20 protein-coding genes are annotated in these 23187 nt (G+C 29.2%); 12 read left to right on the forward strand and 8 right to left on the reverse strand.

Going from position 1 to position 23187, the window contains the following annotated elements; translation table 11 throughout:
- From aspS to megL, 7 genes are all read right to left on the reverse strand, one after another.
- Window positions 1-1292, reverse strand: a 1292-nt coding sequence (gene aspS, locus WBG30_RS06755) for an aspartate--tRNA ligase (protein ID WP_424503881.1), incomplete at its 3' end; no start/stop codon positions are given.
- Window positions 1293-1777: 485 nt separating this feature from the next.
- Window positions 1778-2011 (reverse strand): HTH-like domain-containing protein, encoded by a 234-nt coding sequence (locus WBG30_RS06760; protein WP_424503882.1) that lies wholly within the window; start codon window positions 2009-2011, stop codon window positions 1778-1780.
- 156 nt (window positions 2012-2167) lie between these two features.
- Window positions 2168-3409 carry a histidine--tRNA ligase gene (hisS, locus tag WBG30_RS06765; protein ID WP_424503883.1) on the reverse strand — a complete coding sequence of 414 codons (1242 nt, stop codon included), beginning with the start codon at window positions 3407-3409 and terminating at the stop codon, window positions 2168-2170.
- 22 nt (window positions 3410-3431) lie between these two features.
- Entirely contained in the window at window positions 3432-4292 is an 861-nt protein-coding gene (gene truB / locus WBG30_RS06770; protein WP_424503884.1) for a tRNA pseudouridine(55) synthase TruB, read from the reverse strand.
- Between the two features lie 307 nt (window positions 4293-4599).
- On the reverse strand, window positions 4600-5211 hold the full coding sequence (locus WBG30_RS06775) for a hypothetical protein (RefSeq protein ID WP_424503885.1): 612 nt from the start codon (window positions 5209-5211) through the stop codon (window positions 4600-4602).
- A 59-nt stretch (window positions 5212-5270) separates the two neighbouring features.
- Window positions 5271-6020 (reverse strand): spherulation-specific family 4 protein, encoded by a 750-nt coding sequence (locus WBG30_RS06780; protein WP_424503886.1) that lies wholly within the window; start codon window positions 6018-6020, stop codon window positions 5271-5273.
- Between the two features lie 155 nt (window positions 6021-6175).
- Window positions 6176-7366, reverse strand: coding sequence for a methionine gamma-lyase (gene megL / locus WBG30_RS06785; protein WP_424503887.1), 1191 nt, complete (start codon window positions 7364-7366; stop codon window positions 6176-6178).
- Between the two features lie 617 nt (window positions 7367-7983).
- Here megL and WBG30_RS06790 point away from each other — a divergent pair.
- The 7 genes from WBG30_RS06790 to WBG30_RS06820 all read left to right on the forward strand — a co-directional run bounded on the left by WBG30_RS06790 (window position 7984) and on the right by WBG30_RS06820 (window position 13106).
- Window positions 7984-8442, forward strand: a complete 459-nt coding sequence (locus WBG30_RS06790; RefSeq protein WP_424503888.1) for a M23 family metallopeptidase — start codon at window positions 7984-7986, stop codon at window positions 8440-8442.
- 138 nt (window positions 8443-8580) lie between these two features.
- Window positions 8581-9378, forward strand: coding sequence for a selenium-dependent molybdenum cofactor biosynthesis protein YqeB (yqeB, locus tag WBG30_RS06795; RefSeq protein ID WP_424503889.1), 798 nt, complete (start codon window positions 8581-8583; stop codon window positions 9376-9378).
- Window positions 9379-10095 carry a molybdate ABC transporter substrate-binding protein gene (gene modA / locus WBG30_RS06800; protein WP_424503890.1) on the forward strand — a complete coding sequence of 239 codons (717 nt, stop codon included), beginning with the start codon at window positions 9379-9381 and terminating at the stop codon, window positions 10093-10095. It begins immediately after the preceding gene.
- On the forward strand, window positions 10096-10770 hold the full coding sequence (gene modB / locus WBG30_RS06805; RefSeq protein WP_424503891.1) for a molybdate ABC transporter permease subunit: 675 nt from the start codon (window positions 10096-10098) through the stop codon (window positions 10768-10770). It begins immediately after the preceding gene.
- 64 nt (window positions 10771-10834) lie between these two features.
- Window positions 10835-11644 carry an XdhC family protein gene (locus WBG30_RS06810; protein ID WP_424503892.1) on the forward strand — a complete coding sequence of 270 codons (810 nt, stop codon included), beginning with the start codon at window positions 10835-10837 and terminating at the stop codon, window positions 11642-11644.
- A gap of 10 nt (window positions 11645-11654) precedes the next feature.
- Window positions 11655-12671 (forward strand): molybdopterin-binding protein, encoded by a 1017-nt coding sequence (locus WBG30_RS06815; protein WP_424503893.1) that lies wholly within the window; start codon window positions 11655-11657, stop codon window positions 12669-12671.
- Window positions 12672-12758: 87 nt separating this feature from the next.
- Window positions 12759-13106 (forward strand): RidA family protein, encoded by a 348-nt coding sequence (locus WBG30_RS06820; protein WP_424503894.1) that lies wholly within the window; start codon window positions 12759-12761, stop codon window positions 13104-13106.
- Between the two features lie 109 nt (window positions 13107-13215).
- Here the strand turns inward: WBG30_RS06820 and WBG30_RS06825 are convergent, their stop codons facing one another.
- Window positions 13216-14082, reverse strand: a complete 867-nt coding sequence (locus WBG30_RS06825) for a LysR family transcriptional regulator (RefSeq protein ID WP_424503895.1) — start codon at window positions 14080-14082, stop codon at window positions 13216-13218.
- Between the two features lie 139 nt (window positions 14083-14221).
- Between WBG30_RS06825 and WBG30_RS06830 the strand changes: the two genes are divergently transcribed.
- The 5 genes from WBG30_RS06830 to WBG30_RS06850 all read left to right on the forward strand — a co-directional run bounded on the left by WBG30_RS06830 (window position 14222) and on the right by WBG30_RS06850 (window position 23043).
- Window positions 14222-14911, forward strand: coding sequence for an aspartate/glutamate racemase family protein (locus tag WBG30_RS06830; protein ID WP_424503896.1), 690 nt, complete (start codon window positions 14222-14224; stop codon window positions 14909-14911).
- Window positions 14912-15448: 537 nt separating this feature from the next.
- The gene (locus WBG30_RS06835; RefSeq protein ID WP_424503897.1) at window positions 15449-16813 is read left to right on the forward strand and encodes an alpha/beta hydrolase family protein; all 1365 of its coding nucleotides are present in this window, start codon (window positions 15449-15451) and stop codon (window positions 16811-16813) included.
- Between the two features lie 18 nt (window positions 16814-16831).
- Window positions 16832-20212, forward strand: a complete 3381-nt coding sequence (locus tag WBG30_RS06840) for a ZmpA/ZmpB/ZmpC family metallo-endopeptidase (protein ID WP_424503898.1) — start codon at window positions 16832-16834, stop codon at window positions 20210-20212.
- A complete protein-coding gene (locus WBG30_RS06845; RefSeq protein WP_424503899.1) occupies window positions 20190-21653 on the forward strand; it encodes a hypothetical protein in 1464 nt (487 codons plus the stop codon). The genes WBG30_RS06840 and WBG30_RS06845 overlap by 23 nt, the downstream gene beginning before the upstream one ends.
- 13 nt (window positions 21654-21666) lie before the next feature.
- Window positions 21667-23043, forward strand: coding sequence for a hypothetical protein (locus WBG30_RS06850; RefSeq protein WP_424503900.1), 1377 nt, complete (start codon window positions 21667-21669; stop codon window positions 23041-23043).
- Window positions 23044-23187 lie beyond the last annotated feature (144 nt).

The raw sequence follows: 23187 nt of genomic DNA on the forward strand, positions 1-23187 counted from the left end.
ACCCATAGGAATTTATGACTATCTTTATTGATTAATCCCAATTCATTTCCTAATTTTAATCTAAGTGCTCCGAGTCCCCCATAAACTACTTTTGCTTTATCAGCCAGGATTAATATAACGTCTCCTACTTTTGCTCCTGTAGTTTCTAAGATTTGTGCCATCTCTTCTTCTGAGAAAAATTTAGCGATTGGAGAGTTTACTCCCTCTTCAGTTACTTTAATCCAAGCTAAACCTTTTGCTCCAAAATAAGTTTTTGCATAAGTTTCTAAATCTCCTAAAACTTTTCTAGAAAAATTAGTAGCTTGTCCTGGTGCTACGATGGCATTTACTATTCCACCTGCGTTAGCAGTTCCAGAAAATGCTTTAAATCCACAACCTTTCATTATAGAAGTTAAGTCTTTTAATTCCACTCCAAATCTAACATCAGGTTTGTCAGAACCAAATCTGCTCATAGCCTCATGGTATGGCATTTTTTCGAATGAATAGTTAGCTTCTTCACCAGTTACTCTAGTGAATACTTTCTTACATAATCCTTCTACATATTCCATAACATCATCCATTGTTACAAATGACATCTCTATATCTAATTGTAAAAACTCTAATTGTCTATCTGCTCTCAGGTCTTCATCTCTAAAACATTTAGCAATTTGGAAATACTTTTCTACTCCACCAATCATAAGCAATTGCTTGAATAATTGTGGTGATTGAGGTAATGCATGGAATTTACCTTTATTCATTCTACTTGGTACCAAGAAGTCTCTAGCTCCTTCGGGAGTTGATCTAGTTAATAGAGGAGTATCTATTTCAATAAATTCACTATCATCCATGAATCTTCTAATAGCCATCATCATATCGTGTCTTTTTCTGATATTGTTCATCATAGCAGGTCTTCTGATATCTAAGTATCTATATTTTAATCTTAAATTTTCATTTACATTAGCATCATCTGATATTTCAAATGGTAATACTTCTGCTGAATTTAATACTTCTATATTTGTGATAAATACTTCTACATCACCAGTAGCCATCCTAGCATTTTTAGAAAATCTTTCCTTTACTTCTCCAGTTACTTTGATTACATATTCACTTCTAACTTTAGATATTATTTCTTTCATCTCTTCTGTAGCATCTTGAGGAACTACTATTTGAGTAACTCCTTCTCTATCTCTAAGATCTATAAAAGTTAATCCTCCTAAGTCTCTTTTAGTTGCTACCCAACCAGATAAAGTTACTACTTCACCGATATTTTCTGCTCTTAATTCTCCCAATTTATGGGTTCTGTACATATTCATTCTTACACCTCTATTTATATAAAATATTTTTATTTATTTTGTCACATATTTCATGTCTAACTTTAAAATCTTTTTTTGCCACTAATTTGCACGAATTAAATACTTTACTGCTATTTCACAGTGATCTTTAAAATCATATTTTTGACACAGATTTCTATGGATTAAAAATCTAATTAACACAGATATAAAATTCTTTTTTTCTTGGTTTAAAACGAAGTTTATAGTCGTCCTACTTCCGCAGTACTTTTCCTACAATGACAATTGTGACTTACTAAACTAAGACAAAATGGTTATAGCTTCGGTTTCTCTTACGAAGAGAAACCATAAAAAGGAAGAGTCAAATCTTTTGGCACTTTTTGGTTACTTTTTCTTGCATCAATCACATTTAAAATTAGATTCACTTATATCTAATTTTGATACTCGTGAATTGAAATGATCTCAGTTAAGGGCGAAACCCTTAGAAATTTCTTTTATAATATCATTATTTACTTTAATTTAACATATTTCGCTAATTTAATACCTTTATTAATTTCTGCTTGATAACTTTCTTTCAATCCTGAAATTTTTATAATTTCAGCTAAAGATTCTCCTTTAGATTTCACTTCATTTATTTCGGAAAAGTATTTTATTCCAAATAACCTTATCATCAACGTCTTTTCTTTTGTTATGGCTTCAGTATACATTTTATTCAATTCTTTTCCTAGTTCATATATGTTCATAATACTTCCTTCCAAATATAGCTTTGGTTTCTTTTTGACATCGTATTTTTTTAGATTCTCTATTTTTTTACTCTTATTATTACTTTGGTTTCCTTTACGAAGTTCACATTCTAAATCAAGTTTTAATTACACTTAAAATTTGTGTCGAAAGATTTTCTACTTCACTTTTTCTAACAACTCATTAAACTTCACTACTTCTACATCTCTGCTACTTAATTCTTTCAGTCCTAAAGTTTTATTTTCTTTAGATTCTGCGTCTATTATTAACTCTCTTTTAGCTCCTAATTTAAATGCTTTTTTTCTATGAGCATTGGCAGATTTTGGTGCATATTCAATATAAACTTTTATACCATTATCTCTTAATGTATTAGCCACTAAGAATGCATAGTCTATGTTTTCTTCTCCAGTCCAACTTACATATACATCAGGAGTATTTACCACTTTATCATCTTCTAATAGCATCATAAGTCTATCTAGGCCCGATCCAAATCCTACTGCTGGAACTTCCTTATCTCCTAATTGCTTGATTAAGTTATCATACCTTCCGCCACCTAGGACAGTCCCTTGAGATCCTAATTTTTCAGTTATGATTTCGAATACTGTACTTGAGTAGTAGTCTAATCCTCTAACTAATCTTGGGTTTTCTACATATTCCACACCAAACATATCTAAATATTCTTTTACAGTTTCATAGTGTAACTTTTCTTCTACATTTAAATTATCAGGTAACATTGGTGCATCTACTGTCAATTCTTGACAACCTTTATTCTTACAGTCTAAAACTCTAAGAGGATTACCTTCATATCTAGTCTGACAATCCGCACATAGACCATCTTTTTTAGGAGTAAGGTAATTTACCAGTATATTTCTATATTTTGCTCTTGTTTCATTTCCTCCTACAGAGTTTATGTTAACTTTTAGATCTTCTATACCTAATTTTTCCATAAGTCTATATCCCATCGATATTACTTCTGCATCTGCCATAGGTGATGCATTTCCTAGTATTTCTACACCTACTTGATAAAATTCTCTATACCTTCCTGCCTGCGGTCTCTCATACCTAAACATATTATTTATATAATAATATTTAGTTAGATCTTCCTTCGCATAAGTTTTATTTTCTAAATATGATCTTACGACTGGAGCTGTTCCTTCTGGTCTTAGAGTGATACTTCTATCTCCACGGTCAGAAAATGTATACATCTCCTTATCCACGATGTCTGTTCCTTCTCCTATACCTCTTTTGAATAGATCTGTAGATTCAAATGTAGGAGTTATCATTCTACCAAAACCGTAGTTTTCCAATAACTCTTTTGCCGTATCTTCTATAAAGTTAAATTTTAGAGCTTCTACATCGTAAATATCTCTAGTTCCTCTCATTGCTTTTATTAATTTCATTCTTTCACCTCACAAGTTTCATCTAAAATACTTTCCAGCCTTTTAATCTCTCATCAATAACTTCTCCTAAACCAACAAACTCTTTATCTACATAGATTCTATATCTGTCATTTGGTTTTTGGCATATCACTGTATTTCCATTTAAAAACAATTTTATTTGTTTTTCATCTTTTATCTCTACTTTTTCAAAGTCAAAGCTATCTTCTACACTAGTTACAAAAGATAGATCTCCATTTTCTCCCATTTCTTCCATCTTTTCAATGGTAAATCCCTCTTCTACAAGATATTCTCCTACTTGAGTTCTTCTGAGTCCATTCATATGTGCATAGGTCGCGAGCTCCTCTCCCATATCAAAGATCAATGATCTGATATAAGTTCCCTTAGATACCTCACAATAAAGCTTCCCTATCTGTGTTTCCTCATCAAATTCCATCAACTCTAGTTTTGATATTACAACATCTCTACTTTTTCTTTCAATAACTACCCCTTCACGAGCCAGTTCATAGAGTCTTTTTCCATTTACTTTTAATGCAGAATACATAGGAGGAACTTGTTTAATACTCCCTCTAAATTTAGATAATATATCCTTTACATCTTTAGCTGTTACTCTTACATCACTTCTGTCTATAACTTCCCCTTCAGTATCGTATGTATCTGTTTTTGATCCCAAAACAAAGTCAGCTATATATGTTTTTTCCTTAGCTTCTATTACATTAGCTAATTTAGTAGCCCTTCCAAGACAAATTACAAGTACCCCTGTTGCTAGTGGATCTAAAGTCCCAGTATGTCCTATTTTTTTCATATTTAATATTCTTTTCAATTTTCTAATTACATCAAAGGAAGTGTATCCTTTGGGTTTATCTACATTAATTAATCCATTCAATTTTATTCACCCTATATTATTTATTTTCATAATAGTATATCATATTTACTGGCCTTAAACAATCTGAGAAATCCCTATTTATCACAAATATTACACCATTTTTTTGAAATTACTATCCTAACTAATTATCAAAAATCAAAGTCAAAACTTTTTTTGTCATAAGTTACACTATCCCTATCAAATAAAATTATTTCAATAACAAATTTAATTTTTTAATTTGAGTTCTTTCGTATAATTCGTGACTAGTTTTTAAGTTTTTTTATTCTATTATCTCTATCTTTATTCTCTATTGTTCATCATTTAACTTTCACTTTGAAAGATAATCTTCCACATCATACTTTACTTCTGTCAGTCTACTACTTCCCATTTCAGATTCTATTCCTACTATCCCTAGTCCACGAGCAAAATAGATATGATATTCAGATTCGTCCTTTCTATATCTTAATTTTACTGCCTCTATCTCTTCTCCCATCATTTCTATTTTTTCATCTACAGATAAGATCTTATATGTAGATTTATCATCATTTATCCAAGAAACACCTTTTTTTATAGGTGATCTCAGTAAGATTAAATTATTATTTGATTTTTCATCTATATAATTTTCTTTTAATTTTTCTGTTTCACCTTGTCTATACACCAACCTATAGCCATCTTTATTTACACGATAAACTGCTGCTCCCATAGTAGCTGTATCCATAATTTTTTTCTGGTAAAATTCACCCTGTATCTTATCTATTATTTCTACACTTCCAGCTCCTTCAAACCCACCATCAAAGATCTTAACCATAGGTTTATTTGGCATATAATCCTTTACTCTTACTTCCTTTGATTGTTTTGAGTTTATCACATTAAACATCAAAAATATTACTGATATTAAAATTATTATCCTTACAGCTTTTTTATTTAATTTATGTTTCATAATTTAACCTCCTTTTTTTATTCCATTCATTTTCGTCCTCCACTATTTCTTATAGTATACTATAAATCCTCCAAAATTTTCAATGATATGGTATCCCAATTTTTAGGAGTTAAATATATATAGTCCAAATCATATTTTTTATATAATTTTTTCAATTTTTTATTCTCTATACCTTTAGGTGTTGTATGGAGTAACACTCCTTTTTTCCCCTTATTTAGATCTATATTATTCAGATAATTATTAGGAGATATAAACTTTTCATAGGTATTTTCAAAGATTATCATAATAACTCCATCTTTTAAAAACTTTTCATAGTTTTCATCTATATATCCTGCATTGGTCACAATAATTTCATTTCCTATATATTTATAGTAATCTTGATATTTTTTTACTAATTTTTCACAGTTATCACCACAACTTCCCATACCTTCATCTAAAAATATACCATCTATATCCCATTCACTTTCCCAAATCTCTATATCTTTTTTCACATTTTTTTCATCTCTATTGCCATAACTCGTAGAAACATATCCTATTACTTTCCCGCCATTTTTTTGTATCTGTTTTATTTTGCCTTCTAATCTATCAAAATAATATTTATTCTCATCCCTACTTATGGGCCCATTATTTGGATTAACTATTGTTATAACTTTATTTTTCTTTGAAAATTTAGCTATCCCATCAAAATCCATATCAAATCTTTCTCCTAATGGTATATATGCAGGTATTATATATCCATATTTTTTAGGTTTTAACCAAAACATTACTACTACAGCAAATATAAATGCCAATATAAATAAATTTTTCATTCTTTCCCTCCCTATAATTTATATAAACTAAAATATATTATCTATTACAAAATAGTACGAGTAATTCATGAATTATCCCCATAATTTAAAACCACTTTACACTATTTTCTCCATAAAAAAATAGTAGAGATTACTCCCTACTATTTATATATACCTTATAATTTTGCTAATCCTTGCTCTAAATCAGCTATAATATCCTCTGCATCTTCTAATCCTACAGATATTCTAACTAATCCCTCAGTTATTCCTGCTACTGCTCTCTCTTCTTCTGTATAAGGAGAATGTGTCATAGATGCTGGATGTTGAATTAAAGTTTCTGTATCTCCTAAACTTACTGCTAGGGTACACAACTCTAAACTATTTAATAATTTCTTTCCTGCTTCTAATCCACCTTTTACATCAAAAGCAATTATTCCACCATACCCATCCATTTGTTTTTTTGCTATTTCATGTCCCTCATGAGTTCCAAGCCCTGGATAATATACCTTTTCTACCATGGAATTTTTATCCAAGAATTTTGCTACTTTATATGCATTACTACAATGTCTTTCCATTCTAAGTTCTAGAGTTTTCATCCCTCTAATCATAAGAAAAGCATCTTGAGGACTTAATACTGAACCGGTCATATCCTTTACACCTATTAATCTTATTTGGGTTACTGTTTCTAAATCTCCTGCTACAAATCCAGCCACTACATCCCCATGGCCATTTAAATATTTTGTAGCTGAATGAACTACTAAATCAGCTCCAAATTCTAAAGGTCTTTGAAGATACGGTGTTGCAAATGTATTATCAACAACTACCCTAGTTCCTTCATTTTCATGTGCAATATCACAAACTGCCTTAATATCTACAATCTTCAAATTTGGATTTGCTGGAGTTTCTAAATAAACTATTTTAGTGTTTGGCCTCATAGCTTTTTTTACAGCTTCTAAATCAGAGGTATCCACAAATTCTACATCTATACCAAATTTCGTTAATCCATGACTAAAATAAGCATACGTACACCCGTATAAAGTTTTATCTGCCAACATATGATCTCCAGATTCTAATAATGTCCACATAGTAGAAGAGATAGCTCCCATTCCTGAACTAGTAGCTAAAGCAGCCTCTGCTCCTTCTAATAAAGCTAACTTTTTCTCTACAACAGTTGATGTGGGATTTCCTAATCTCGAATAGATATAACCCGCTTCTTCTAAAGCAAATCTTCTCCCCCCTTGTTCTGCAGTATCGAATACAAATGTTGAACTTTGATATATCGGCGTAGTTAATGTTCCAAATGGATTTTTTTCTGCTCCTCCATGGATCGCTTTTGTTCCAAATCCTTTTTTTTGAATTTCATTCATTTTGAAGCCCCCTTAAAAAATCATTATTTGAACCTATTCCATTTATACAATACTTCTTTAGAAAAAGCAATTATTTACAAAAAATTTTTTAAAAAAGTAAATTTAACCTTAACTTTTAATTAATTTTATTATTCGTGCTTAAAAAATTAATAATCTTTCCTCCAATAGTTTACATAAACAAGTTAAATAGAGTATAATTTTAATAACTATTATTTATGTAAATATAATAGAAAACTTAGATCCTAGGAGTATTTATGAGACCAATACAAAAGGTACTTTTTATAATAATAACCTCGGTTATCTTAATATCATGTTCTAACAATAAATATTATACCGTAAAAAAAGGAGATACACTTTATTCAATCTCCCAAAAAAGAGATGTTTCAATCTCGAAATTAAAAGTGATAAATAATTTAAATAGTAACTTCTTATACTCTGGTCAAAAGATATATCTTAAACCCTCTAAAAACTATAAAGGAAGCTATCATGTAGTTACGTCTAGGGATACACTTTATAGTATTTCAAAAAAATATAATGTAAAAGTTGATCGTTTAAAAAAAATAAACCATTTAAAGAGTAATACTCTTTATCGGGGAAATAAAATATACTTAGGAAAAATGATAAACAAAGGCAATTTAAATTACCGTTCTAGCTCAACAACAACATATACAAACAATTCTAAAAGTTCTACTCTAAAAAACTTTGGTCAGCCATTAAAGATCATGTTAGTAAATAGTCCCTATGGATACAGAGACCATCCTGTTTTAGGACGAAGAATACTCCATACAGGAGTAGATTTAAAAGCTTCTATGAATACTCCTGTTTATTCTCCTTATAGTGGTGTAGTCACTTATGCAGGCTGGATGAATGGATATGGAAAAATCATTATCATAGACAATGGAAATAACTATGAAACAAGGTTTGCACACTTAAACAGAATTTTAGTAAAAAAAGGACAGAGGATAAGTAAGGGGAAAGTTATCGCTAAATCTGGAAAAACTGGAAGGGTTACTGGTCCCCATCTACACTATGAGATTAGGTATAAAAAAAGACCTATAGATCCTATGAAATTATGATTTTTTTATAGTTTTTTAAAATCCCAAAAGAAGACTCCTATTATTTTAGTAGGAGTTTATTTTTTAAGGTTATTTAAAAATTAAATATCATAAATAAATATTAGATAAAGTTATAAATCGAAGGAGGAATAATTAAAAATGTCTGAATTAATAATAGTAAGAGGCGGAGGAGATATAGCTTCTGGTGTGATACAAAAGCTTCATAGAAGTGGGTTTAAAGTCTTAGTTTTAGAGACAGAAAAGCCCTCTTTTATAAGAAGAGCTGTCTGTTATGGAGAGGCTATCTATGAAAAAGAAGTTATCCTAGAGGGAAGTAAAGCTCTCTTAGCTCACAATATAGATGAAGTAAATAAAATATTAGATGTTGGAAATATCGCTGTAATAATAGACCCTTGTGGTGATACAATAAGAAAATTAAAACCTCTAGCTGTAATAGATGCTATCTTAGCTAAAAAAAACTTAGGTACAAATATCAATATGGCTCCTATAACTATCGGTATAGGTCCAGGTTTTAGTGCCGAAAAAGATGTAGATATAGTTATCGAAACAATGAGAGGTCATGATCTCGGACGTTTAATTTTTTCTGGTGAAGCCAAAAAAAATACTGGTATCCCAGGAGTTATAAATGGCTATGGAATAAAAAGGGTTATCTATAGTGAAGTTGGTGGAACTATAAAAAACATAAAAAATATTGGAGATCTTGTGGAAAATGGTGAGATAATAGCCCTTATAAATAATACAAATATAAAATCTCCTCTCACTGGTGTTTTAAGAGGACTTATAAGGGATGGATATAAAGTCCCAAAAGGATTTAAGATCGGAGACGTAGACCCTCGTAAAGATCAGCAGCAAAACTGCCACACTATATCAGATAAAGCTAGAAATATTGGTGGATCAGCTTTAGAAGCAGTATTATATCTAAGGAGAAAGATTTAGATGATTAAAAAAATACTATTTATAGTAATAATGATATCTATAATGGGTTGCAGCAAGGATAAAAAAGAAAGTGTTATTATAAGTGTAGCAGCTAGTCTTACTGACGGAATAGAAGAAATTGCAGAAAACTATACAAAGGATACAGGCATAGAGGTCATGATAAACCTAGGTGCTTCTGGATCACTGAGAAAACAGATGGAAGAAGGAGCCCCAGTAGATTTTATATTTCTAGCCTCTAAAAAACATATAGATCAACTTGCAGAAAAAAAAATAATTATTGAAAGTAAGTATCTCTTAGAAAACAGTTTAGTAGTCATAGGGAACAATAAAATAAATAATCTAAAAGACATTTTAAAAAATACAAAGAAACCACTAGCTATGGGAGATCCTGATTTTGTTCCAGCAGGAAGGTATGCTCGAGAAACATTGATTAGATTAGGTCTATGGAAAGATTTTAAAGATAAAATTCTATTTACCAAAGATGTTAGATCAGCACTTTTTTATGTTAAAATAGGTGAAGTAGATTACTCTATAGTATATAAAACTGATGCTCTCCTCCTAAAAGATAAAAAAATCTATTTTATCAATAATTCCTTACACTCTCCAATAGTGTATGGAGCAGGAATAAAAGTCGGGAGTGTTCAAGGAACAAAATTTAACGATTATTTAATTAAAAATATAAAATCTTTTGAAAAATATGGATTTAAGGTGAAATAGATGATATTAGAAGCAACTAAGTTATCTTTAAAGATAGCTTTTATCTCAACTCTTATAAGTGTAACTTTAAGTTTTATAATCGCAATTTTTATCTACAAGGGAAAACGAAAAAGAGATAAACTGATTGAAGGGTTTATAAGTTTCCCACTATTTTTTCCTCCTTCAGTTTTAGGATATGTACTTCTTGTCCTTTTGGGGAAAAATGGAATTCTAGGCGAATTCTTATCTACCTATGGAATAAAGATCATTTTTACTTGGAAGGCGGGAGTTATAGCCGGTGTTTTAGTCTCTCTTCCTATGGCATATCAATGTATTAAAGCAGGATTTTTAGAAATAAATCGAGAACATATTGAAGCAGCATTTGAGATGGGAGCTAATAAATTAGAGTTATGCAGATATGTTATATTTCCCCTTATAAGAAAAAATATTGGAGCCGGTGCAGTTCTTTCTTTTGGTAGATCTTTTGGAGAATTTGGAGCAACTCTCATGATTGCGGGAAATATCCCCGGTAAAACTCAAACTATCCCTATGGCTATCTATTATGCAGTGGAAAAAGGAGATAATAAATCAGCTAATATACTTTTAATTATAGTCACTTGTATTAGTTTCATTGTCATGTGGTGTTATAACCACTATTGGTTAAATAATAACCCTAAACAAATCAATCAATCTTAATATTTTTAGTAAAAAACTGATTTATGAATTTTAATTATTCATTATATAGCATAAGGAGGGATGTATGGAAAGTAAAATTATGCAAGAAATAGCCAAAAGAATAGATCTTGGTGAAAAAGTAGCTTTAGTAACTCTTATAAGTGTAAATGGATCTAGCCCTGGTAAATCTGGTAATATCATGGGAGTATTCTTCGACAAAACAACATTAGGTACTATAGGTGGAGGAAATTTAGAATTTCAAGTAATTAACTCTGCTTTAGAAGCTATGAAAATAGGTGAAAATAGGGAATTTGAATTTTCACTAAAAGCAGATGGTAAATTAGATATGATCTGTGGCGGAAAGGTAAAAGGATATATAAAGGTCTTTCAAAGGAGAAAAAAACTGATTATAGCTGGAGGAGGACATCTAGGATTAGATCTTTATAAACTTGGTAAATACCTCAAAATGTATACTGTAATAATAGACGATAGAGAGGAATATGTTACTGAAAATAGATTTCCTCAAGCTGACGAGCTTCTCTGTGGAGATATCGGAGAAATCTTAGAAAACTATCCATTAGATGACAGCTCCTATTTGGTTATAGTAACTCGTGGACACCTTGGAGATAAAAGTGCATTAAGATCCACAGTAGGACGAAAGGCAGCTTACATAGGTATGATTGGTAGTCGAAAAAAAGTAGTCGAAAGTTATAGGAATCTTATAAAAGAAGGATTAGAAAAAAATGATCTTTTAGATATTTATTCTCCCATAGGCTTAGATATCTCAAGTGGTGATCCTGCTGAAATTGCCCTAGGAATAATGGCAGAAATATTAAAAGTAAAAAATAATGGTACAGGTAAACATATGAAAGAAGTAAAAACTATAAATTTATAGGAGTTGAGTCATGAAAAGGATAGATACAAAAGATGCAGTTGGCCATGTTATTTCCCACGATATAACAGAAATAATCCCCGGAACATTCAAGGGAAGAGCCTTTAAGAAGGGGCATATAATCAAAGAAGAAGATATAGAAAAACTCCTAAAATTAGGAAAAGAACATATCTATATCTTTGAAATTGGAGAGGATGAACTCCATGAAAATGATGCTGCATTAATTTTAGGTGAGATTGGCTGTGGAGAAAATATCTATTTAAGTGAAGAAATTAAAGAAGGCAAGATAGAATTTTATGCAAAAGTTGATGGACTACTCAAAATAAATAAAGAAAAACTTTTTGAACTAAACATGTTAGGGCAAATGTCTTTTGCTACACTTCCTGAGAATATTCCTGTGAAAAAAGGGGATAAGATAGCTGGTGCAAGGGTAATCCCTCTTATTATAAAAAAAGATAAGATGAGATCAGCTAAAAAAATAACTCCTGATAAATTAATAGATGTAAAAGAATTTAACAAGATGAATATTGGCATAGTAACTACAGGAAGCGAGATATTCCATAAAAGAATAGTAGATAAATTTGGACCTGTAGTTGAAAAAAAAGTAACAGAATATAATTGTAATGTCATAGGTCAAATTGTTGTAACCGATGAAAAAGAAATGATAAAAGATGCCATTAAAACCCATATAAATAATGGAGCAAATATGGTAATATGTACGGGTGGTATGTCTGTAGATCCAGATGACCTTACACCTAGTTCTATAATTGAGTTAGGAGGAGAGTTGGTAAGCTATGGATCACCAGTACTCCCTGGATCTATGTTTTTACTATCTTATTTGAATAAAATACCAATTATGGGACTTCCTGGTTGTGTCATGTACTGTAAAAAAACTGTATTTGATTTAGTTTTACCTAGGGTTCTTAGCGGAGAAAAATTAAGTATGGAAGATATCATGAGATATGGTCATGGTGGCCTTTGCCAAGATTGTGATATATGTAGATATCCAAATTGTAGTTTTGGTAAATAGAGTAACTCGACGTTACATTCAGAAAAAACTTTAAGGTGGATAATTCCGATTAAAGATAAATAATAAATAAAAGGATGGATAAATAATATGAAAATCAAAAGACATGAAACTAATAAAAGAATGAGTAGAGCAGTAATACACAACAATACCGTATATCTATGTGGTCAAGTAGCTAAGGATTCTAGTAAAGGTATGAAGGAACAAACAATTACAACACTTGAAAAAGTAGAGGAATTATTAGCTAGTGTAGGATCAAATAAAGAAAAGATCTTATCTGCTACAATCTATATTAAAGATATGTCATTATTCCAAGAGATGAATAGTGTTTGGGATAACTGGATAGATGAAGGTTTTGCTCCTGCTAGAGCATGTGTAGAAGCAAAAATGGCTAGAGAAGAATTATTAGTAGAAGTTTCTTTAATCGCAGCAGTATAATACCCTAAAATCAAAAGAGGCTTATTCTAATAATGGAGTTAAGCCTCTTTTTTATAATCTTTTATTTTTTCTGTAAATTTAAATATTTAAAGATACAGAATCATATTAATTATTCTTTAAAATTTAATAAAAACGTTTCTGCTACTTCAGATAAAGGACGATTTTTTACCCAAACAATAACAGTTTGAGTTTCTAATTCACTCTCCTCTATTATTATAGATCTCAAATTTTTATTAGGCATAAGTTTAGCTGCACTTTTAGGCACTATTCCTATTCCCATCCCTGTGTATGTCCACAAAAGAATCGATTTACTATCTTCTCCTTCACAGATAATATTGGGCTGAAATCCCACTTGATGACAACTAGAAGTGATTAAATTTTCAAATCTTTTATCTAGTATTATTGGTTTATCCTTTAGTTCTTCTAAAGATATAGATTTTAAAGAACTAGGGAAAAACAGATCCTCTCTAGCCACTGCAACCATAGGTTCCTTAGGCATATATATAAGATTAAAATTTTCTGTATTAAATGGTGTTCTTACTATCCCTATCTCAATCATTCCATTGTTTAACAGATCTAATATCTTATATGTATTCCCTTCTTTCATTTGAAAAATAATCTCAGGATATTCCTTATAAAAATTATGAATTTGTTCTGGTAGAAGCATAGCTCCTGCAGAGGAAACAAATCCAATAGAAAGAATTCCCTTAACTCCTAAATTTAAATTTTTAATCTCTTTAGTAGAAGTTTCCATAAGTTCAATAATCTGCTTAGCTCGATGCTGTAAGAGTTTTCCAGCTTCTGTTAGTTTCATTTTCCGAGTGCTTCTTTCTAACAAAATTACTCCTAATTCTTCCTCCAATAATTTTAGTTGCTGACTTAATGGAGGTTGAGAAATATATAGTTTTTTTGCTGCCTTAGTTATATTCTTTGCCTCTGCAATAGCTAAAAAATATTTTAATTGTCTAATATCCATATTAGTTCTCCCTTCTACAAATTTTCAATCTATATTTATATCATATCAATGCGATAGCTTTAACGTCTTTTATTATTTAGTATATTTTTAGTATAATTATATCAAATAATTAGCTAAATAGAAAGAGGAGGTCAAAATAATGAAAATAGCAGGAGTTTTGGGTGGGATGGGACCCCTAGCAACAATCGACCTATTAAATAAAATTGTTAAACACACCGATGCAAAAAAAGATAGTGATCATGTCCATACCTTAGTGGATAATTATACTGGTATTCCCGATAGGACAGCATATATTTTAGGAAATGGTGAAAACCCTGAAAAGTATTTGGTAGAATCAGCTTTAAAATTAGAAGCTATGGGGGCTAGTTTTATAGTTATGCCGTGTAATACTGCTCATTATTTTTATGAAAAAATCTATGGTACTGTGAAAATACCCTTTGTAAACATGATAGAAGAGGTAGCTAAAGAATTGGATGGTGTCAAAAAAGTTGGTCTTTTGGCTACAAAAGGAACCTACAGAGGTCACATCTATGAGAATATATTTAATAAATATGGAATAGAAATAGAAGTTCCTCCTGTAGATCTTCAAGAAATTGTGAATCAGCTTATCTATAATTTAAAAGAAGGCAAGGATAATATAAATGAGGTTCCTATAGATAAGGTGCTAGATTATTTTTCTAATCTAGGAATAGATAATATTATATTAGGCTGTACAGAACTTCCAGTAGCCTTTGAAATGCTAAATGTAAAAGGTAATTTTTTAGACCCAACTAAGATCCTAGCTCTTAGTACCATAAAACTAATGGGAAAGACAATTAAAAAATATTAACTTTTATTCATTGCTTTCTCTAATATATTTCCTTCAATTCTAATCAACAACTCCTAATTTCATTTTTTACTACAAAATTCAATTTACTATGAAAATCGAATAAAATAAAATTTAAAAAGATGCTTTCTATTATTTTATAGAAATCATCTTTTTTATTTTATTGATCTTTAGTTTGTCCTCAATATAAAAAAAATTCTTTTAGAAAAACTTCAATTCTAATTAAAAAAATTCTTAATTTCAGTTTCTGTTAGAAAAATTCATTCCATTCTAAAAAAAGAATAAAATTAAAATTAAATTTCAGTTTTTTTATATTTTAAAAAATAAATTGGAAAATTTAATTTCATGACATATTCTTTTAGAAGTAGCTCTAATTTAGAGAAAACAATCTAACTAAAAGAAGGAGGAGTAAGAGAGAATATAAAAACTAATGGAGGGGGACCAACAATGAATAAAATTAAAAAAAGTCGATAATACCAGTAAATATAAATTTATATTTGCAAAGATATTACAAAATACAAAATAAATAAGGAGGAAAGAATGAATAAAAAAATATCTATTTTACTACTATTATTTACAACATTATCACTTTACGCTCAAGACGTAAAGATCGAAAGTTTAGAAAAATTAACAATATCAGAATTAAAAGATAGAAAATATAGTTCACAACTTTTGCCAGAATTCAATGAAAAGACTAGAGGAAATAATTTTTATGTTTCTTACTTTTCTGATAATCAAAAAGTATATGCAAAAATAAATACTCCTAGTGAAGAAGTACCAAAGAAAGGATTTCCCGTAATAATTTTAACTCATGGATGGGTTGGAAAAGAAAAATCTTTAAATTGGAATTTTGATGAAGTAAATGAAAATTTAGAAGGACAATTAATTAATAAATTAAAAAAAATGGGCTATGTAGTTGTTGTCCCTGGCTATAGAGGTCATGGAACTATCAACGAGAAACCTGCTGATGGAATAGAATACCTCTATGCTTATGACAATGCATCACATCTGATAAATTCATTCTACGCTATCGATGTGGTTAATCTTCTAGAGGGAATTGAAAGTTTAAATCAAATAACTTTACCAAATTCAGAAAATGGAATAAACAGATTAAAAATAAATAGACTAAAAATAAATAAAGAAAAAATAAATCTTCTTGGATTTTCTGAGGGTGGAGATATCGCTCTAAAAGTTGCTGCTATAGCAGGAGAAGGTACAACTAAAAACAATATACATGCAGTTTCTATAAGGTCAGGTACATTTATAGATATTGATAAACAAATTCAAACTTATGCTCCTATGAATACTACAATAAAAGCTTTCATTTCAGGAGATGGGACTTGGAATGGAGAGGCTAAAGGTAAAAATGGAACTATTAATAAGGACTTTGTATATCCTTTCCCAGGTGACTGGATAGAAAATATAGATATAGGAACAGATCAATGGACTTGGCAACAAGATTACTATACAGATGAAAGTGTAGAAAAAGTTATTTTTAATGAATATACAGAAGCATATAAAGTTTTTAATAGCTATGTCACAAATTTAGAAAATGCTAAGTTTCAATTAAAAAGAGACAGTAATGGAAAGTTAAAGATTGAACATGATAGAAATGTTGCTAAATATTTAAAGAACTTAAGTGCTTTTTACTCTCCTAAAGATTTGACAGAACCAATAATTCTTCAATTTTCTGATAGAGATTTTTATTCAATGAACGGATGGAACTATTTATTAGAAGAAAAACTCGAAAAAAATGGAACAGAAGTAATGGCTGTTGAATATACAGGGAATACTCATGAACTTAAAAAAAGTAAACAAAAATGGTTTTCTCCTAAAGATACTGTAGAAGGATTCTACACTTCTATAAATTTAGATAATATGTTTTTTAAAAAAAATAAATACTAAAAAAAAAGGAGGAAAAAGATGAATTATAATAAACTTAAAATTTTCACATTATTTCCACTAATAATGATTTCGTCCTTTGCTAATACTGAATATGAAATTGGGAGAAGAAACGATAATAATGGGAGTTCAATAACAAGAAATATAAGTATAAATACAGTTCCAGTACTAACGATAAAGAAAAATCTAAATATAAGTATAGGAGAAACTCCTAATTATATGGAAGGTGTCACAGCAATAGATGCAGAGGATGGATACCTTACATCCCACGTAAGAGTAAATACAAGCGGTGTTGATACTAGTAGAGTAGGTACGTATATTATAAATTATTCAGTAGTAGATTCTCTTGGTAATATAGCTAGTAAAAATAGGATAATAAATGTCAATAATAGAAATGGTCTACCACTAAAAGATATAGAAAATAGATTAAGTGCATACACTGAAAATTATACGACCAATATAAATAGAACAAGAAGTAGTAACAAAATAAAAAGGTATGATTTACTTACTGAATTACCAAAACATCTAGAATATAGTACCAATATTCCTAATAAGAATAGATCCCTAATTGGAAATAATGATCTGAAAATTGAAATAGATAAAAAAGATACTATTATAAAAAATGGGTTTGGAATATCATCAAATACAACTATGTTTTATAATATCTCAAATAAAGGATATAGGAAATTGACAGGAACTTTTGGTATTGACAAAAATTTATCAAGAATTGATAAAACTTCTATGAAATTAAATATTAAAGCTGATGGTCTAGTTATTTATGAGGGAAGATTAATCGATTCTATAAATCCAACAGAAACATTTAGTGTAGATATTTCAGGGAAATCGACTTTAACATTTGAGATAAAAGATGTTGGAGGTAAAAAATCAAACAATATTGGTGCCTTGGTAAATACAAAGCTTCATTTTGGAGAAATTAGTGTAAAGGGAGTAACATACTCTCAGATTCAAAAGATAATAAGTCAAAAAGGATTAAAAATTCCAGATCTTGATAACATATTCTTTGATTCAAATTTTGATCCTAATAAGTTAGTAGCATATCACAATATAAGAGTTCTAAACAAATATGATGGTCGTACAAATCTTGTAAAGGGTAATAAGATAGATCTAAAGGACAAACTAAACATAGAACCTCTTAATACTATAAAGTATAAAAAAGGATATAGACTCGCTAAATATTTGACAGTAGACAATATAAATACTTTCAATAGACTTGTACTTTTTTATGGTGATGAATCAATAGAAGTTAGAAATGTAAGTTATGAAAAATTATCTAATGGAGTCGCAGTCTATTCAATGAATGGGATCCAAACAGAAAATAATTTAAAGATAATAGATATTCATTCTATGGAAGTACAAGCTTTAAAAACAAAATTAGATATGTACAGTTTTGATAACGTTCTTGAATCTTTAGACGGAAGAAGAATCGAAAAAGATAAGATAAGTTATATTAAGAACGGGGAAAAAATTGTTGAGGATATAGATCTATACCAACTTGACGATAAATGGAATCACTTAAAAAGGGATACATTGGATATGGCATTGACTATACTAAGTTCTGTGTCTAATCCAAAAACAATAATTAATAATAAGAGTGACTTGGACTACTACTTATTTGCATACACATATTTTGAAAAATGGTATGGGTTTAATATCGGTCAATTTAATGGAGCAGATATTATTTTTTATCAAAATAAATTATTTGAATCAGATAGTCAGATAGCTCCAGCATTTTTAATTTCTAAGTTTAAAAATTGTAATAAAGAAAATTTAGAAGCTAGTAAAATTGGGACATATTTTCATTACTTTAAAGGAGTAGATTATGGTAGCTATATAGAAAGTCTAATCCATAAACTAGAACATAGGGAAGATTATGCTGATTGGTTTAATGAAAATTTTAATGGATTAGTTTATGAAAAAAATCTAGATGTTCCTTTAGCTGGAGTGAACTGGAGAGCTTGGGATAATTTAAAAGACAACGTCTCTAGTGATAAAGGAGACTACTTAGCTCTAGCATTAGCATATAAAGGAAACTCCTTAGCATTTGCATCGACAGCAGGAACCTTAATGATATCTGACCTATCTATCTATGGTTGTAATACAAAGGAAGAAGTAAAAAGATATCGTCCAACAATAAAAAAATATTTCGATCTTTCTGTAGAGTATTACAATACAATGTTTAGAGTAACTGGTAAGGAAGACCAAACACTTGGAAAAGTAAACCCAAATTTTGATACATTGAGATCAATAAATCCTAATGACCAAAGACAAACAGGTATTAATCAATTTTTTCTACCACTGGGAGCGGTAACAAACCATACGAGTGAAGTTGAAATAAATCCTAATGAATATATGTTTTATCTAGGTGATAATATGTGGTCTATATATGGTTATTCTATGTGGACACATGAACTAACCTTCAATAAAGATAGACATCTTATTGGGATGGAAGATTATACAAAAGGTCTTTACGAACATGAGTTTGGAAGTAATTGGGGAATGAATTTGGGAGAAGAAAAAGAACTAAACACAACAACTTATACAAATTATTCCCCAGATCGATTTACAAATGGAATAGAGTTTCAAGAATATTTCAAAAGAGCCAACGATCTTATGATGGTTATAAATATATTAGAAGTTGATTATCTAGCTACACAAGATGTTGCAGCTCAAGCAAGGGCTTTTAATAAGTATAACTACGGAAGTATGAGTTCTAATAATCAAGGGGATTATGACTATACGAAAGAATATTATACAGCATTAACAGAAGAAGAACTTCTAACAATGAATATCCAATCAATAGATGATGTAATAGAGAATAAATTAGAGTTATTTAGGAAAGATAAAGTTCAAAATTCTAATAAGGGTAAAAATGATTATGATAAGGCCTCATTAACAACAGGATATACGTATTTCCCATTCTCAACTCATTCTAATGGTAGGGTTTCGTCTGAATTTTTTAAAAGAATATGTTTCTTACTATTTGGAAATTATGATTATGAAAAAGGATGCCTAAACTATGTATCAAACGATACAAAATCAAGTTCAGAAATAGAGGTTCTTAAATATATTACCAATGATGAGAATGTCACAGCGGAATCTTTTAATAAATCTATCTATCATGAAGTTCAAAATAGAATGAATAAAGAAGGGCTTTCAGTTTATAGTTTAGATGAACTAAAACAAATGATATCTTTAGCTTATGAAAAAGATGAAGCAAATAATTCATTTAGTAATATTAAAAATTTAAGATTAAAAGTCTGGTTAGATTTTAAAAAGGCAACAAATGAATTTCAAAATGATATTTTTGGTGATGCTTTATCCACAAAATCCCTGGTAATACGAGATAGTGAGAAAAGTTATGATGAAAGTCAAAATAGATAGATATACAAAAAAAATATTATATGTAATAACTTTCTTGTCTTTATTACTTTTAAGTGGATGTAAAAATACTGGGGTGAAGGTTAAAGGTAACAATAATTTTAATCAGATTTCTCTTTTTCAAATATATATTGATAGTAATGGCAATTTAATATCACCTATAGACAAAGATATCATAAAAAATGAGGAACGATATATAGATAACATATTAAATAACTACTATAAACATAAGAAATATCATAAAAATTTAAAACTTATGATATTTATTCATGGAGGATTAAATGACTACAATAACTCTATTGATAGATCTGTGAATATATTAAATAACAATCTAGAAGATATGTTAAAAAATGGAAAATATCCTATATTTGTATCTTGGAACTCTAGTTTTATAGATAATTATTTAGATCATGTGAGTCATTCAAAACAAGTTTCAAATAAAAAAAATATATTATATTATTCGCTATCACCATTAATAATATTAAAAGATATATTAAGGGGCGTCACCAAAATACCTAAAAATACATATAATTTAGTTATGAAGCTTAAAAAAAAATCAAATGAGAAATTATATTCTAAAACTTTAGATTCTGTAGGTGATAATTTCAATGTTTCTAGTAGTCAAATAGAAGAAAAAAACACATTAAAATCAATAGAAGATAATTGGTCTATGGCAAATCCCGTAAAGATAATTGGTGGTGCTTTTGTAGATACTATTGGTAAAGGTCCTTATCATTCTATGCTCAAGAGAGTCGATCTTCTTCTAAAAAAAAATATAAATATGGAAAGCTCTCCAAATCTATATAATTTAAAAAAATATAATATGACTAAAGAAAATGAAACAGCATTATCATATTTTTTAAGAAAATATAAAGAGATTGAAAAGAGATCTAGTAATTATAATGATAAGAAATATGGAAAAGTTGTATTAATAGCTCATAGTATGGGAACCATGGTTGCAAACAATATTATTTCAAAATTTCAAGATATAAATTTTGAAGAAATTGTATACATGGGTGGAGCATGTAGCTTAAAAGATATAAAATATACAATATCTCCCTATTTAGAATCCAATAAAAAATCAAAATTTTATAATTTGAGTTTAAATCCAAAAAGAGAAGTAACCGAAAATATTGGTCAGGATTTTATTCCTAGAGGAAGCCTTCTAATTTACTTAGATCAAACGTATGAAAATGTAAATTCATTTTTAGACAGAACTAGTGGAATATGGTGGAATATGATAATTGCTGCAGATCAAATTTTCCCTGCAAATATTAGAAAAAGAGTTACTCTTGTAAAATTTGGACTTTATAATGATCATACAAAAGCACCTCAATGTCATGGAGAGTTTGACAAATTTAAATTTTGGAATAAAGAATATTGGAAAGCAGAAGATCAAACAAATCAAAATCTATATATATATAATTTTGCGAAACATATATAAAGGAGAAGAAGTCATGGGGAAAAAAATAGTTTTAATAATTTATTTATTTTTTGAATTTCTTATTTTTGGTAATATTTATGCCAATGAAGTCAAAATAAATAGTTTAGAGAATTTGACAATTTCTTATCTAAAAAAAAGAGAATATTTTTCAACTATGCTCTTAGAAAAAACTAAAGTTGAAGATAATAAGACAATCTATACATCTTATCTTTCAGACAGTATTAAGGTTTTTGCAAAAATTCAAATTCCAGAGACAAAAATGCCCAAAAGTGGATATCCAGTTATAATAATTACCCATGGAAGAGTTGGAGTAGGAAACGCTCCACTCTGGAATTTTGGCGATAATGACAAATCTCTTACTGGTAATCTAGCAAAAGAATATAGGTCTCTCGGTTATGTAGTAGTAATCCCAGGATATAGAGGTCATGGAAGTATAAATGGAGAAATTGCAGAAGGCTTGGAATATTTATATGCCTACGACAATGAAAGTTATTTAATTCCAACATTTTATGCTATTGATGTTGTAAATTTAATAGAAGGAATTGATTCTTTAAATAATATAGAAATATCATCTTCTAAGAAAAATAAATTTAAAAAATATCAAAGCAGTTCCTCTAAAAATTTAAAGATAAATTTAAACGAATTATGTTTAATAGGGGAAGGGCAAGGAGGAGATGTTGCTCTGACTGTCCTCGGAATAATGGGAGAAAATACAACTAAAAATAAGATAAAAGCCGCTTCTATTTGGTCTGGATATATTGCCGATAGGGATTCTCAACTTCAAACTTTTGGTCCCATGAATAAAACAATAAAGGCATTTATATCTGGAGATGGAAATTGGACTAGTGAAGCAAAAGGAATATCTGGGAAATTAAATAAAGATTTTATTTTTGGATTTCCAAGTGAGAAAATAAAAGATATAGATATAAATTCTAAAAATGCTACCTTAGAAGTTTATGGTTTGAGTTCTGAAAACGTAGAAAATGTTATAAAAAATGAATACGATGAAATGTATAGTGTATTTAATAACTATGTAAGAGAATTATCCTGTGCAACCTATTCATATAATAATAAAAATGGAATTACTCACGATATGCTTGTTTCTAAATATATTAAACAAATAGGAGGGTATAATTCAGAATCATATATAACAGAGCCTTTAATTTTTCATTTTTCTGACAGAGATTTTAACTCTCAAGCAAAATGGAATTATAGTATGGTGAAAAGACTTAGAAAAAATAATATAGAATCTACAGCTTTTGAATACAAAGGAAATACCTCTAAATTAGAAAAAAGTAAAAATAAATGGTTTTCTCCAGAGAATACAAAAGGCGGTTTTTATATAGCTACAAAAATAGATGATTTATTTTTTAACAGAAAAAAATATTAACAAAAGGAGACATAATAATGTATAGACAAACTAAAAATATTAGCAAAATATTTATGGGACTAACACTAGGTTTACTAATTTCATCCACTGCCACGACAAAAACAATATTTGCAGAAACAATACCTTATCGTTCTAGTTATGATG

The organism is Psychrilyobacter sp. (assembly GCF_049671765.1).
Taxonomy (GTDB): Bacteria; Fusobacteriota; Fusobacteriia; order Fusobacteriales; family Fusobacteriaceae; genus Psychrilyobacter.

What these genes read in the sequence shown, in the direction of transcription:
- WBG30_RS06845 (WP_424503899.1), top strand. Translation starts at nt 20,190, where the DNA reads ATGATGAAAGTCAAAATAGATAGATATACAAAAAAAATATTATATGTA.
- WBG30_RS06760 (WP_424503882.1), bottom strand. Translation starts at nt 2,011, where the DNA reads ATGAACATATATGAACTAGGAAAAGAATTGAATAAAATGTATACTGAA.
- modB (WP_424503891.1), top strand. Translation starts at nt 10,096, where the DNA reads ATGATATTAGAAGCAACTAAGTTATCTTTAAAGATAGCTTTTATCTCA.
- WBG30_RS06810 (WP_424503892.1), top strand. Translation starts at nt 10,835, where the DNA reads ATGGAAAGTAAAATTATGCAAGAAATAGCCAAAAGAATAGATCTTGGT.
- WBG30_RS06775 (WP_424503885.1), bottom strand. Translation starts at nt 5,211, where the DNA reads ATGAAACATAAATTAAATAAAAAAGCTGTAAGGATAATAATTTTAATA.
- WBG30_RS06820 (WP_424503894.1), top strand. Translation starts at nt 12,759, where the DNA reads ATGAAAATCAAAAGACATGAAACTAATAAAAGAATGAGTAGAGCAGTA.
- WBG30_RS06780 (WP_424503886.1), bottom strand. Translation starts at nt 6,020, where the DNA reads ATGAAAAATTTATTTATATTGGCATTTATATTTGCTGTAGTAGTAATG.
- WBG30_RS06790 (WP_424503888.1), top strand. Translation starts at nt 7,984, where the DNA reads ATGATAAACAAAGGCAATTTAAATTACCGTTCTAGCTCAACAACAACA.
- WBG30_RS06835 (WP_424503897.1), top strand. Translation starts at nt 15,449, where the DNA reads ATGAATAAAAAAATATCTATTTTACTACTATTATTTACAACATTATCA.
- yqeB (WP_424503889.1), top strand. Translation starts at nt 8,581, where the DNA reads ATGTCTGAATTAATAATAGTAAGAGGCGGAGGAGATATAGCTTCTGGT.
- WBG30_RS06815 (WP_424503893.1), top strand. Translation starts at nt 11,655, where the DNA reads ATGAAAAGGATAGATACAAAAGATGCAGTTGGCCATGTTATTTCCCAC.
- WBG30_RS06850 (WP_424503900.1), top strand. Translation starts at nt 21,667, where the DNA reads ATGGGGAAAAAAATAGTTTTAATAATTTATTTATTTTTTGAATTTCTT.
- WBG30_RS06840 (WP_424503898.1), top strand. Translation starts at nt 16,832, where the DNA reads ATGAATTATAATAAACTTAAAATTTTCACATTATTTCCACTAATAATG.
- megL (WP_424503887.1), bottom strand. Translation starts at nt 7,366, where the DNA reads ATGAATGAAATTCAAAAAAAAGGATTTGGAACAAAAGCGATCCATGGA.
- modA (WP_424503890.1), top strand. Translation starts at nt 9,379, where the DNA reads ATGATTAAAAAAATACTATTTATAGTAATAATGATATCTATAATGGGT.
- WBG30_RS06830 (WP_424503896.1), top strand. Translation starts at nt 14,222, where the DNA reads ATGAAAATAGCAGGAGTTTTGGGTGGGATGGGACCCCTAGCAACAATC.
- hisS (WP_424503883.1), bottom strand. Translation starts at nt 3,409, where the DNA reads ATGAAATTAATAAAAGCAATGAGAGGAACTAGAGATATTTACGATGTA.
- WBG30_RS06825 (WP_424503895.1), bottom strand. Translation starts at nt 14,082, where the DNA reads ATGGATATTAGACAATTAAAATATTTTTTAGCTATTGCAGAGGCAAAG.